Annotated in this window: 11 protein-coding genes; 7 read left to right on the top strand and 4 right to left on the bottom strand. The window is 60.4% G+C overall.

The features are described 5' to 3' along the window. The first annotated feature begins 77 nt into the window (after nt 1–77). The 6 genes from IV89_RS15740 (at nt 78) to IV89_RS15715 (ending at nt 8,565) form a co-directional block, all read left to right on the top strand. Nucleotides 78–980, top strand: coding sequence for an AraC family transcriptional regulator (locus IV89_RS15740; RefSeq protein ID WP_235183741.1), 903 nt, complete (start codon nt 78–80; stop codon nt 978–980). Nucleotides 981–1,082: 102 nt separating this feature from the next. Continuing rightward, complete coding sequence (locus IV89_RS15735) at nt 1,083–3,221, top strand: TonB-dependent siderophore receptor (protein ID WP_037942977.1); 2,139 nt, start codon at nt 1,083–1,085, stop codon at nt 3,219–3,221. 53 nt (nt 3,222–3,274) lie between these two features. Then, on the top strand, nt 3,275–4,096 hold the full coding sequence (locus tag IV89_RS15730) for an ABC transporter substrate-binding protein (protein WP_235183742.1): 822 nt from the start codon (nt 3,275–3,277) through the stop codon (nt 4,094–4,096). Beyond that, nucleotides 4,093–6,075: a Fe(3+)-hydroxamate ABC transporter permease FhuB gene (fhuB, locus tag IV89_RS15725; protein WP_037942983.1), complete on the top strand. Its 1,983-nt coding sequence runs from the start codon at nt 4,093–4,095 to the stop codon at nt 6,073–6,075. The genes IV89_RS15730 and fhuB overlap by 4 nt, the downstream gene beginning before the upstream one ends. Next, a complete protein-coding gene (locus IV89_RS15720) occupies nt 6,072–6,836 on the top strand; it encodes an ATP-binding cassette domain-containing protein (RefSeq protein WP_037942984.1) in 765 nt (254 codons plus the stop codon). The genes fhuB and IV89_RS15720 overlap by 4 nt, the downstream gene beginning before the upstream one ends. Nucleotides 6,837–6,867: 31 nt before the next feature. Next, complete coding sequence (locus tag IV89_RS15715) at nt 6,868–8,565, top strand: ABC transporter ATP-binding protein (protein ID WP_037942986.1); 1,698 nt, start codon at nt 6,868–6,870, stop codon at nt 8,563–8,565. 58 nt (nt 8,566–8,623) lie between these two features. Here IV89_RS15715 and IV89_RS15710 read toward each other — a convergent pair whose 3' ends face one another. From IV89_RS15710 to IV89_RS15695, 4 genes are all read right to left on the bottom strand, one after another. After that, the gene (locus IV89_RS15710; protein ID WP_037942987.1) at nt 8,624–9,982 is read right to left on the bottom strand and encodes a HAMP domain-containing sensor histidine kinase; all 1,359 of its coding nucleotides are present in this window, start codon (nt 9,980–9,982) and stop codon (nt 8,624–8,626) included. Continuing rightward, nucleotides 9,979–10,635 (bottom strand): response regulator transcription factor, encoded by a 657-nt coding sequence (locus IV89_RS15705; RefSeq protein ID WP_037942989.1) that lies wholly within the window; start codon nt 10,633–10,635, stop codon nt 9,979–9,981. Before IV89_RS15705 ends, IV89_RS15710 begins: the two co-directional genes overlap by 4 nt. Nucleotides 10,636–10,747: 112 nt before the next feature. Then, entirely contained in the window at nt 10,748–11,149 is a 402-nt protein-coding gene (locus tag IV89_RS15700) for a diacylglycerol kinase (RefSeq protein ID WP_009825846.1), read from the bottom strand. Continuing rightward, nucleotides 11,146–12,744 carry a phosphoethanolamine--lipid A transferase gene (locus IV89_RS15695; RefSeq protein ID WP_037944880.1) on the bottom strand — a complete coding sequence of 533 codons (1,599 nt, stop codon included), beginning with the start codon at nt 12,742–12,744 and terminating at the stop codon, nt 11,146–11,148. Before IV89_RS15695 ends, IV89_RS15700 begins: the two co-directional genes overlap by 4 nt. 164 nt (nt 12,745–12,908) lie before the next feature. On the opposite strand from IV89_RS15695, the gene IV89_RS15690 reads away from it, so the two are divergent. Beyond that, complete coding sequence (locus tag IV89_RS15690) at nt 12,909–13,541, top strand: DUF998 domain-containing protein (RefSeq protein WP_037942991.1); 633 nt, start codon at nt 12,909–12,911, stop codon at nt 13,539–13,541. The last annotated feature ends 75 nt before the right edge of the window (nt 13,542–13,616 follow it).

Raw genomic sequence — 13,616 nt, 5'->3', positions numbered from 1 at the left:
TGTTGCGGAATTGACTTATCCGAGTAAATTTGTCAGAAAATGGTTTCAGAATTCTGGAGCTGTCTCAGCGCGTCGTCATGTCATCCGCCCCTCTATCAAAATCCTATGTGCCACAGGTTTTTGTCCCTCGTATGGAGGCGCAGACCCGCAACCTGCGCACGATCAAGCCCTTGCGGTTTCGGCCTTTGTCGGGGGCTATCGCAGATGTCTGGCATGTCGACGGGGACCAAGGGGGCGGCGGGTATTACACCGCGCCGGATCCGCGCCTTGTCGTCTTTCTGGATGACACCCCGCCGCTGATCGCGCTTCGAACGGGCGAGGGGGCGACGGCCCAATTCGGAACGCGCGCTTTCTTTGTTCCGGCGGGCACCCCGTTGTGGAGCAAGCTGGGCAAGGCCCAAAGGCTCAGCCATATTGATTTCCATTTCGACGCAGCTGCATTGCAGACACGGCTTGGTGCGATCGGCGTATCAGAGCTGCCCCGCCGCGTGATGTTTGCGCCGGAGGATAGCGTGCTGCTGACCCTTGGCCGTCTGGCGGCCAGCGAAGTGGAGACCCCTCAACGTGGGACGATGGTCTTGGAAGGCCTGCTGCAATCGCTTTTGGGCGCAGTGATGGACCCGGCGTCGCAAAACGCCCTGCCTGCGTCCGGCGGGCTGTCGCCTCAGCATATGACGGCCGTGCGGCAGTACATGGCGCAGAATATATTTCGCCCCGTCGGTGTGGGCGAATTGGCCGATTTGGCGGGGCTCTCCGAAAGCTGGTTCAGCCGCGCGTTCAAGCAAACCTCGGGTCTGTCGCCCCAACGCTGGATCGCCGAGTGTCGCGTCGTCGCCGCCAAGGAGATGATGGCCGACCCCGGACGCCCCCTTGCCGACATCGCCGCGGCAACCGGTTTTTCCGATCAAGCCCATCTGTCACGGGTCTTTCGCCGGTCTGTCGGGGTGCCGCCATCGCAGTGGCGACGCGATATTCAGTGATACGTTTACAGCGGATTGGGACAAATGACGGCGGATGCGTTCAAGACGTCGCCTTATAGCTGAGTTAAATACTCGGAAAAATAAACAGCGGGACGTATATCCATGAAATTCACCTTTTTCTTGATGCTGGGGACCAGCGCGCTGGCCCTGTCTGCCGGTGTGGCGACGGCGCAGGACGCCGTTGATCTGGGCGAGATCATCATCCAGTCCGAAGAAGACCCGACCGGCCCGGTGGTGGGCTATGCCGCGGGCACCACGGCGTCGACCAAAAGCGGGCGGTCCTTGCTGGAAACGCCGTCCTCCGTCACGGTGGTCACCACCGACCAGATCGAGGATACGGCCGCCAACAATCTGTCAGAGGCGCTTGGCTATGCGGCGGGTGTCGTGACCGAAGCCTATGGGGCCGATCCGCGGTTTGATTCAATTTCTGTCCGCGGGGCTGACCTGCAAAACCAGATCTACCTCAACGGGTTGCAATTCAGCCGCTCTACGCGTCCGAACTATGGCGCGCCCTCGCTTGATCTTTACGGCATGGAACGGGTGGAGCTTCTGCGCGGCCCAAATTCGGTGCTATATGGGGCAGGGTCGCCCGCCGGGCTGGTGAACCTGATCCAGAAACGCGCGCAATCTGATGGCGACACGACCGAGCTGGGCCTGCATGCGGATGGCAACGGGTCCCATTATGTCTTTGGCGATGCCAACCGCGTGGTCGATGACCGCTTTGCTTACCGCATCGTCGGCAAGGCGGGCAATCGCGTTCTGGGGATCGATGAATACGACAACCCCGGGGCCTATCTGGGCTTTGCCGCGAAATACCAGGCGACCGATGCAACGACGGTGGAATTCCTGCTGTCCTATCAGGATGACGACCCGGATTCCCCCTCGGGCGTGCCCAACGGGCTGGTCGGCACCCGTTCCGACGAAGACCTGCGCGACTTCTACTTTGGCAATGAGGCATTGGAATACGGCGACCGCAAAGTGCTTAATCTGGGCGCGCAGGTCACCCATACGTTCGATAATGGCTGGCGGCTGGTCAGCAACACGGGCGTGACGAAATTCGACTGGTCCTATTCCAACCTTTCTGTCGGCGGGGTGACCGGCACCGATGTGGCGCGCACACAGCTGTTGCAAGACGAAGATGCGACGTCTTATGCCACGGACCTGCGGCTTGAAGGCTCGGCGCTGACCGGCGATGTGCTGCATAATCTCGCCTTTGGTATCGATGCCAGCCGGTTCGAAGAATCTGCGCTCAGCGTGTTTTACTATGGTCAGGACAGCATTGATTTTGCCGCGCCAGACTACAGCCCGATCACGCCGGTGCGCGACGGGGCAAGCTGGTATGCGAACAAGAATGTGACCGTGGAACAGGTCGGCATCTACGCCAGCGACGAAATCGAATATGGCCATTGGCGCGCTGGTCTGGCCTTGCGCCATGATCGCAACAAATCCGAAGGGCAGTCCAACACCCTTTACACCGTTCCGGGCTCTGGCGGCACGCCCGGCACCGTTGATCTGACACGCGACGACAGCGCCACCACCGGTCAGGCAAGCCTTGGCTATGTCTGGGACAATGGCGTGTCGGCCTATCTGTCCTATGGCACCTCGTTCCAAAGCTTTGCTGAACCGGGCGACACGGGCACAGCGCTTGACCCGACCACGGGCGAGCAATGGGAAGTTGGCGCGAAATACCTGCCCGCCACCCTTGATGCCTTTTTGTCGGCCTCGATCTATCAGCTCGAAGAAAAGAACCGCCCCGTCTATGTACAGAATGGGGCCGGGGTGCGGGCCTATGATCAGGTCGGCAAATCCCGCATCCGCGGGCTAGAGCTGGAAGGCCGTGCCAATCTGGCCGACGGCTGGAGCGTGACGGGCGGCTATTCCTATACCGATAGCGAGATCATCGGCGGTGACAACAATGGCAACGAACTGGGGCTGACCCCGAAACATACCTTCAAGCTGTGGGCATCAAAAGAGATACAGGGCGGGCCGCTTGCCGGGCTGACCGTGGGCGCAGGCGCGCGGTTCATCGGGGAACGCTATGCGTTCAACGCCAATGCCAATCAGCTCGACTCTGTGACGCTGCTGGATGCGGCTGTGTCCTATGACTTTGACGACGGCACGGAGCTGCAGGTCAATGTGACCAACCTGACAGACGAGGCCTATGTATCGTCGGTGGGCTATTTCTCGACCTACTATGGCGACGGGCGCACGATCTCTGCGACGCTGTCCAAGAAGTGGTAAAGCGCCTCGCCCTCACGCGCCGCGCGATCATTGCCACAGGAGCCTGCGCTCTTGTGGCATCTCGCGCGCGCGGTGCGCGCGGTTGGGGGGGATCGCGCCTCGCCGCGATTGACTGGGCGATGGCGGAAACCGCTGCCGCCCTCGACCTGCCGCTGGTTGCCGTGGCAGAGAAACGTCAATTCTTGCGCGGTACGGCGGTGACGCTGCCCCCGGGCTGTGCGGATATCGGGTTGCGCGGCAGCCCCAACCTCGAAGCGCTGAGCCTTGTCGCCCCTGACCTGATCCTGTCGTCGAATTTCTATAGTTTCGTTGAACCGCAGTTGGGACGTATCGCACCGGTGTTCACGCAAAATATGTTCATCCCGACCGAACCGGCGCTGCCCAAGGCGCTGTCGGCGCTGGAGACGTTGGCAATACAGCTGGACCGCGGAGAGGTTGGGCACCGGGTGCGTCGGGACTTTGAGACCGCTTTCGATGCGCTGCGCGTACGGGCGACAGACTTTGCCGCGCGCCCCTTTGTGGTGATGACGGTGGGGGATGCGCGTCATGTGCAGATCTATGGCAGCGACAGCCTGTATGGCGGGGCGCTTCGCCGGATCGGCCTGACGAATGCCTGGGGCGGCGATACTGAATTCGGATTCAATGCCCCGGTCCCTCTGTCCAGATTGATCGATTTTCCGCAGGCGCATCTAGTCATCGCGGGCGCTTTGCCGGTCACTGCACGGCGCGCGATTGGCCAAAGCGCGCTTTGGTCCGCGCTGCCGCCCGTGCGGGCGGGTCGCGTGTCGTATCTGCCCGATCAGATGCCCTTTGGCGGCGCGCCTTCCGGGCTGCGTTTTGCGTCCCATCTTGTGACGGCGCTGGAAGCCGCATGATCCGTCCGCCCTTTTTAACGCTGCCCCTTGTGGCCGCCCTCGGCGCGGCGTGCCTATGGACCATCGCAGCGCTTGCCGCCCTGCCCGCTGCGCAATGGGTGCTGCCCGTCGCAGGTCCGCAAGACCTGTCACCCGAACAGATCCTCTTTGCCTTCGGGTTGATGCCGAGGGCCGTGATTGCCCTGCTGATCGGGGCGCTTCTGGGGCTGTCGGGTGCCTTGATGCAGGCTGTGCTGCGCAATCCGCTGGCTGATCCAACGACCCTTGGCGTGGCCTCGGGTGCACAGCTGGCGCTGGTCTGCGCCACGCTGCTATGGCCGAATATGCTCGCCCTTGGTCCCGGCCCTGTCGCATTGGTCGGAGGCGGGCTTGCAGCGCTCATTGTCATGGCGCTTGGCGCGCGGCGTGGCTTTGCGCCTGTTACGGTCACCATCGCGGGGATGCTGGTGGGCATGCTTGCTTCCGCCATCTCTACCGCGCTCACACTGGGGCAGGGGCACTACCTGCTGTCGCTGGTGATCTGGAACGGCGGGGCGCTTTCACAAGACAGTTGGCACGGGGTGATCCGACTGACTGTGGTGCTGGTGCTGGGGGCGGCAGGAGCCGCCTTACTGGTGCGGCCACTGGTGGTCCTAAGCCTTGGCGGGGCCACGGCCAAGGCGCTTGGGGCGCAGGTCGGGGCGATACGGGTCGCGGCGCTGGCGTTGGCGGTGTTCGTCTCGGCCATGGTCTCTGCCGAGGTGGGGCTGGTCGGGTTTGTCGGGCTGGCGGCACCGGCCTTGGCACGGCGTTTGGGCGCGCGCAGCGTGGCGCAAGTCCTGCTGGCCGCGCCACTGGCGGGCGCGCTGCTGCTGTGGCTGGTGGACAGCGCGCTGCTGGCGCTTGCCGCCTTTGGGTTGCCAGAACTGCCGACGGGCGCGTTGACCGGGCTGATCGGCGGGCCGCTTTTGATCGCTTTGCTCCCGCGATTGCGCAACATTGTCCCGCCCGAGGCCGAGCGTAACGACACCCTGCCACCGCGCGCGCCGCACCCGTGGCGGCGGGTTGCTCTGCTGGCCTGCGCGGCGGTCGCCTTTGCCGTGCTGAGTCTGTTTGGCACCCGCGGACCCGAGGGCTGGGGCGTGATATCGGGCGCGATTGCGGCGAGTTTCGTGCCATTGCGGGCCACGGCCATTCTGGCGGCTGCCGCTGCCGGAGCGCTGCTGGCACTTTCGGGGGCGGCATTGCAGCGGGTGACGGCAAACCCGATGGCCGCGCCCGAGGTTCTGGGTGTGACCGGTGGTGCCGCGCTTGGCTATGCGGCGACGCTGTTCCTGCTGCCCGCCCCGTCGCCCTTGGCGCTGGCGCTCGGGTCTTCTGGCGGGGCAGCGGCAACGCTGATCATCCTGTCCGCCTATGCGGCGCGCAGTGATATGGCACCGGCGCGGCTGTTGCTGGCGGGGCTGGCGATCGGAGCCTTCGCCTCGGCCCTTCTGGCAGCGATTATGGCGTCAGGTGATCCCAGAGCATGGTCCTTGCTGGGGTGGCTTGCGGGAAGCGCTACACGGGTCACGGTCGCAGGGGCGATGGCGCTTGCCGCAATGGCGGTGGCGGCGCTTGGCGCGGCGCTGTTGCTGTCGCGCTGGTTCGACATCCTGCCGCTGGGATCGGGTGTCGCGCAGGGTCTGGGGGTGCCGCTTGGCGTCGTGCGGCTTGCCGTTGTGCTGGCGGCAGGGCTGGCCACTGGCGCGGCAAGCGTGCTGGTCGGCCCGGTCAGTTTCGTTGGCCTGATGGCCCCCCATATCGCCCGCAGCCTTGGCCTGCTGCGCCCTGCGCCGTTTCTGGCTGCCAGCTGGTGTCTGGGTGCGTTGCTCATGAGCCTCGCGGCCTTTGGGGCGCGCACCGCCAGCTACCCCTACGACCTGCCGCTGGGGCTTTTCGCGACGCTGATCGGCACGCCCTGGCTTTTCATTGCCCTGCTCGGACGGAGACACGCATGACCCTCTTTACGCTCGAAAATGTCTGCTTCGACGTGCCCAAGCGGCGGCTGGTCGATCACCTTTCCTTGGCGATCAAGCCGGGGATCACGGCGCTTGTCGGGCGCAACGGGTCGGGCAAATCAACGCTGCTGAAAATGCTCGCCGCGCAAACCCGGCCGAGCGCCGGAACCATCCAATATGGCGGCCAAGATCTGAGGGACTGGAAGCCGCGGGATTTTGCCCGCGATCTGGCATTTCTGCCGCAGGTAACCCCCCCGACCGAAGGGCTGTGGCTGGAGGAGCTGGTCGCGCTTGGCCGATACCCGTGGCGCGGAGCCTTGGGTCGATTGGGACCCGAGGATCGCTTTATGATTGATACGGCGATTGCTCAATGTGGTCTGGAGCACAAGCGCGGCCAGATGGTCGACACTATGTCAGGTGGGGAAAAACAGCGGTCGTGGATAGCGATGATGCTGGCGCAGGGGGCGCGTAGCTTGCTGCTGGATGAACCGATTTCGGCGCTGGATGTGGCCCATCAGATCGACGTGCTGGGGCTGCTACGTGAAACGGTCAACGCCGGGTCGCTTTCTGCCGTGGTGGTGCTGCATGACGTGAATATGGCGGTGCGCTTTTGCGATCATGTTATCGCGCTGGATGCCGGGCGCGTGGCGCTTGAGGGCGATGCGCACTGCCTGCTCGACCCCGACGCGCTTCAGCGGATCTACGGGCTGCCCATGCAGGTCATCGACACAAAGCCCAGCCCGGTCGTTCACCCGATTTGACCCCGACCATATTCATCCGAAAGCCAGCCTAATGCTCCGCCAATTTTTCGAATACTATCGTCCCCACACGCGCCTGTTCTGGGTGGACTTCGGCTCTGCCGTGCTGTCCGGCTTGCTGGAGCTTGCCTTCCCGCTCGCCATCACCGCCTTCATAGATCACCTGCTACCGCTTGGCGACCTGAGGCTGACCATACTGGCCGCGATTGGGTTGTTGCTGGTGTATCTGGTCAATACCGCCCTGATGGGGGTGGTGATCTATTGGGGGCACCGTCTGGGGATCGAGATCGAGACCGAGATGCGCCGCCGCGCTTTTTCGCATCTGACGCGGCTGTCTTGGCGCTGGTATGACCGGGCGCGCACCGGCAAGCTTGTCGCCCGAGTGACCCGCGACCTTGAAGAAATAGGCGAGGTCGCGCACCACGGGCCCGAAGATCTGTTCATCGCGGTGGTCACCTTTGTCGGAGCCTTTGCGTTGATGATCAATCTGCATGTCACGCTCGCCCTGATTACGGTCGTGATCGTGCCGCTGATGGTCTGGGTCGTGGCCGTTTACGGGGCGCGCATGACACGGTCTTGGCGCGATATCTATGCGCGTGTGGGGGCCTTTAACGTGCGCCTGGAGGAAGCCATCAGCGGCATCCGGGTCGTGCAGGCCTTTGCCAATGAAGATCACGAAGAAACGTTGTTCGCGCGTGACAACGCAGCCTATCGCAGGACCAAACTGTCGGCCTATGCGATCATGGCGAAGGCCAGTGCGATCCACTACATGGGCCTGCGTTTCGTGCAGGTTGTGGTGATGGTGGCGGGTGCTGGTTTTGTGCTGGAAGGGTCGCTGACCACGGGCGGCTTTGTCGGCTTCCTGCTGCTGGTCAGCGTCTTTTTCCGCCCGCTGGAGAAAATTGCCGCTGTGATCGAAACCTATCCCCGCGGTATCGCCGGTTTCCAACGCTACACCGACTTGTTGCAGACCGATCGCGATGTCAGCGATCGGCCGGATGCCGTCGCAGTGACCGTCACGCAAGGCGAGGTCGCTTTTGACGATGTGTCATTTGCCTATGACAGCCCGTTGCCCGTTCTGCACAACGTCACCTTGACCGCCAAAGCCGGTGAGACAGTGGCTTTCGTCGGGCCGTCGGGTGCAGGCAAGACAACGCTTCTGGCATTGCTCCCGCGGTTTTACGACCCTTCCGGCGGGCGGATTACGATTGATGGGATCGACATTGCGGATATGACCCTGAACAGTCTGCGCTCTCAGATCGGGTTGGTCTCTCAGGATGTGTTCCTATTCGGGTCCACCCTGCGCGAGAATATCCTGTACGGAAAACTCGATGCCACGGCGGCGGAACTGGATGCCGCGGTCGAGAATGCCCAGTTGGGCGCGCTCGTCTCCGCGCTGCCCGAGGGGCTGGAAACCATCGTGGGCGAGCGGGGTGTCATGCTGTCGGGCGGGCAGAAACAGCGCGTCGCCATTGCTCGCGCTTTCTTGAAAAACCCACCGATCCTGATCCTGGACGAGGCAACATCGGCGCTGGATCGCGAGACGGAGCGCGACATCCAGCAGGCGTTGGAGCGGCTTTCAAAGGGCCGCACCACGCTCATTATCGCGCATCGGCTTGAGACGGTGAAACATGCCGACCAGATCATCGTCATGGAGGCAGGGCGCAAGGTCGAAGCCGGAACGCACGACAGCTTGCGCGCGCGCAATGGCCTTTACGCGCGGCTGACCTGACACGCATTTTACAACGTTTGGTGCTGCTTGGGCGTGCTTCTGGATCAGCTGAGGAAAGTCACCTTGGGTCGTTCGTCGTCTCGGGCAGGCGCAAGACGGCGGCAAAACCGCGCGGGCTCAGTTCCCGGGGTACGTAAATTTCAAGTTGGCATCCGGACTGGGCGCATAGATCTTGTATGATCGACAGTCCCAGCCCGTATCCGTCTGACAGCGCGCCACGCCGGTTGAACCGCTGCTTTATGCGGTCGAGGTCCGCAGGTGAGAGAGGGGCGCAATCGTTCACGACGGCAACTCTCCCCGATTGGCTGGCGTCTACAACCGTGGGCAAAGGGCCGCTAGCGTGCTTCAGGGCGTTGTCGAACATATTGTTCAGGATGATCCCGAGGGCATCCGGATCGACGCGCGTTGAAAAATGTGTTTCGGGAAACTTCAATTCGATCTTTTCCGGGGTGCGGCTTCGGCTGCGCATCTCGGACATCAAAAGCGTGATCACCGGGGAAACATCCGTCGCGACCGCATTGAGGCCCAGTCCTGATTGCGCCCTTGATAATTGCAATAGGCGCTCGATCAAGCGCTCAAGCCGCTTCAGACCTGTTTCGATTTCGACGATATTGTCGATCTTTGCGGGGTCGCTCAGCTTTGCCCGCAGCCGCTGCGCCTGCGCCAGACAAATGGCAACGGGGGTGCGCAATTCATGCGCGGCATTCGTGGCAAAGGCACGTTCTGCGGTGATGGCGCGGTCAAGTCGCCCCATGAGCCCGTCAAGCGTATCAATCGCCGGGGTTATTTCGGAAAAGACATTCTCGCGTTCAATCGGGGAAAGGTTGTGTTCGTTCTTTTCTGCGATGTTCCGGCTGAGCTCGGCAATCATCGCGACTGATCGTCGAACCGCCCAGAAGGAGGATACCGCAAAAAGCGCCCCCAACAGGCCAAAACCGATCGCCACAGCGATCACCACATCGGTTATCGCCTCATTGCGTTCCACCATCGGCTCGGCCACCACGACGCTGCCCGTCTCGGGCTGATCTGAACGGAGCATGATAAAGCGATGCCCGGCGGCGGTGCTTAGCCCGGTGGCCAATGGCGTGGGAAGCGCGAAAGCACCAACGCTTTTTGACTGCGCGTAGACCTGACCATCCGGATCCAGATACCACATCAACGCGCGTTCATCCGGCTTACGCAGTTTGCTTTCAAAATCCAGCAAGCCGCCCACGTCAAAGCCCGCGTCGCCTTGGGTCGTTTCGATGAACTCCACCAAGAGATGCGCCTTGCCAATCAGGCTGGCATCAAGCAGCTCGTCATACTCGTCCTTGAAGATATGCTGGACGATCAAAACGCCAATCACCATCACCGCCAGCCCGGGCACAAGCAGCGACCCAAGCAGCGACTGAACCAGACTTTTGTGGCGGCGTGTCATGAGGTCAAGGCGTAGCCTAAACCACGGTGCGTGGCGATAAGGTCTTTGCCTAATTTCGTGCGCAAACGGCTGATATGTGCCTCGATCGCGTTGCTTTCGACTTCTTCGCCGTAGTCATAGATGGCAGCTTCAAGGCTCTCCTTCGGCACGATCTGGGGTTTGCGGCGCAGTAGCGTTTCGAAGACGCCCCATTCCTTAGCGGTCAGACGTACGGGCTGTTCAGCGCGCATGACGGTGTGATCGGACAGATTGACCACCACATCGTGCAGCTGAACCGTTTGGGCAAACTGGTTGGCGCTGCGTCGACAGACGGTATGGATGCGCGCTTTGACCTCATCTAGGTCAAAAGGCTTGATCACATAGTCATCAGCCCCCCTGTTCAACCCCTCTATCCGGTCCGACACCTTGTCGCGGGCGGTGAGAATGAGGATCGGCGTGCGTATGGCCTTTGCCCGCAGTTTGCTTAAAAAATCCAACCCGTCGCCATCAGGCAACTGCAGGTCCAGAAGTACCACATCATAGGATAGCGTACGCAGCGCGGCGTCTGCCTCGTCCAGGGTGCAGAACCATTCGACAATGTGAAGATCCGCTTCCAGATGCTCTTTCAGCGGCCGCGCCAAAGCTTTTTCATCCTCGATCAAGAGTATGCGCATAATGTTACTGTCCAGTTCCGAGACGCGGCTTAGCCAATTCGGCTGATGCTGACATGATCATAGTTTCAGGCTTAGGGCATTCTATTTTCTGCGGCCGGTGCATCGGCATATCTCAGGCCATCCCGAAATAGCGCAAAGCGACCACAGCCATGAAAAAACCGTTCGCGAAAAGCAAACACATGGTCGCGAGCGAACCAAGGTCTTTGGCGTCACGGGCGAAAACTTCCCACTGTGGAGCAAGGTGGTCGACGATACATTCGATCGCCGTATTCAGAGCCTCGACCGCGACAAGAGCGGAAAAGAGGACCAGAAAGACCAGAAAATCAGCGACACCCGCATCCATGATGTAGAGCAGAACACTACCGATTGGCAGCGCCACAATAATATGCCTGAACGCGGTTTCCATCCAAAGACGTCGCAGCCCGCCAATCGAATAGCCCGCAGCGGCAAACAGATGGGCGACCCCCGTAACGCGTTCGGGTTTCTCAAGCGGTTTGATAATTTCCGGCTTCATATCTTGGCCACCTCAGTATTTGTTTTGCAGGAAGCAAAGATATCCAGATCGGGGTTACGCTCTGCGGTGTTGATGTCGAGCATCCCAAGTAGGGAATGGAACAGGTTGTCGTGTGACAGCGGCTTGTCCTTCTGTTCCGCCACACAGCTTTCATCGATGCCAAAGCGGGTTCGGAATGCGTCTGACATCCATAGGAGCATCGGGACATGGGTCTGCGTGTCCGGGGCCATGAAATAGGGTGCCCCGTGCAAATACAGCCCGCGTTCGCCAAGCGATTCACCGTGGTCGGACACATAAAGCAGTGACGTGGCCAAAGCTTCATTCGCGGCAAGCATTTTTATCGTCTGGGCAAGGATCTGATCCGTATAGGCGATGGTGTTATCATAGGCATTGGTGATCTCCTGCGGGGTGCATTTCTTGAACTCCGCCGTACGGCATGCGGGCGTGAAGCGTTCGAATGCCGCCGGATAGCGCTGATAATAGGTCGGCCCGTGACTGCCGATCTGGTGCAGAACCAAGACCGTGTCCTGCTTGATCGATGCGATGTAGTCTTTCAACGGCTCAAGGAATATGCCGTCGATACATTCACCCGTTGCACAGAACTCCGGGTCGGTCAGATCGTTGAACCTGCGTGTCTTGAACCGTGCGGCAATCGCTTTGTCGCCGGTGTTATTGTCCCACCATTCGACCTGCAGCCCGGCATGCCCGAAGACATCTAGCACATTCTCGGTCGAGGTGCCTTTTTCAAAGCTGTAGTCATCTCGGCTGTATTTTGAGAACATACAAGGCAGTGACACCGCCGTGGCAGTGCCACAGGACTGGATATTGCTAAAGTTGATAATTGGCAGCTTGGACAGCTCTGGGTTCGTGTCGACGCCGTATCCGTTCAAGCTGAAATTCTGCGCCCGCGCGGTTTCCCCCGCAACGACAACGGTCAGCATAGGCTTTTGCGGCGCGTCATAGGCAGAACCGCCCCTTGCATTCGTTCCGGTGCTGGTGAGGACCAGATTGGCCGAACGCGACATCATCTTGGCGTATCGGATCGCGCCTACCAACGGGGCACCGGGCTGGTAGCTGCTCATGAAATCCTTCCGCTCGCGCAGGATCGAAGCATAGGATTTCAGGTCTGACATCAGCAATCCTGCGGCCAATGCAAGGCTGACAACAAAGGTCAGTATCGGCGTTACAGCCGCCCTGATCCGCGTCTGGGGTCGAATGGGCACCCAGATCACGACGAGCGCGGGCAACACACCGAAGACAATAATATGGGTGATGTAGCCAGGTGTTATCAGATGCCGGGATTCCGCGACGGTGGTCACCATGACATTTTGTATCATATCGCGGTCAACGATAATGCCAAGTGTATCGACGTAATAAGACGTCATGGCGGCCAGTATGAGCATCGAGACCAGAAACGGTTTAACCGTCCATGGGTATGCGAACAGGCTGAAGGCGGCCAACGTCAAACAGAACACAGCCCCCATAAAGCCCACGAGCGACAATAGGTGGCCCGAGAAGACATCCCTTGAGATGTTCCAGAATGTGCTATTATCGACACTGAACACGAATGCGATGGAAAGAACGGTCAGCAGCACGGGGGAGATGCTTATCCGTTCACGCAGAACGGCTAGCCGGGATAAAAGGGTCTTCACAGAGGCCATAATAGAGCTTTCGCAGATTTAGATGCGTGCTCATGACCAGCGTAAGCTTACGAAAAGCTTACGATCGGAATTTTTCATTTTTAAAAGGTAAATTGTACATGGAGAACGAAACCGGCGACGCAGCAGTTCGAGAAAGGCCCGGGCTCGTGCGCCTCCTTGCATGGTACGCGATATTTGGCTGCATCCTGTTTTCGGTGATGATCCTGATCGCGGATTTTGTTGTTCCGGACCACGACTGGATCGCCGACACCATCAGCGATCTTGGTGCGGGTGAATATGAATATATTGTCGATATCGGCATCTATGCGTTTTCGGCTTCACTGATATCGGTCGCTTTACTTGCCGCGCATATTCATCTGGGCAATTGGCGCTGGAGCGTCGGGATCGTGGGCTTCACCGTCTTGGGGCTGATTGTCTTCCTTGTTGGCGCGCGGAATGAATACGGCGACAACGACAGCGATGGCGTCGTGATCCATAGCTACCTGGTCTATGCTCTTGGCCTTCTTATGGCGATCTTGCCGTGGTCCATGTCAGAAGGGGCGCGCTGCTGCGGTGCGATATACGGCAGAATTCTTGTCGGTCTCTCCGCGCTCTGGACCGTCTCGGCACCGGTCTTTTTCATGCTACCCACTGATGTCGATGGACTGTACGAACGGTATCTCGGTGTGATTGCGATGGCGACGGTGATCACTCTGGCGGTATTGTTTCTGCGCCGGCAGGGGCGCGGATAGGGTCACGGCTGCTGCCCGCTTCAACGGGCGTGGCTGCGGCATGCTGCAGCTCTGGCGAAAGCAAAGCAGCCCCGC

This window comes from Sulfitobacter sp. CB2047 (genome assembly GCF_000735125.2).
In the GTDB taxonomy this organism is placed as follows: Bacteria; Pseudomonadota; Alphaproteobacteria; order Rhodobacterales; family Rhodobacteraceae; genus Sulfitobacter; species Sulfitobacter pontiacus.
This window is presented reverse-complemented; position numbering and strand designations above follow the sequence as displayed.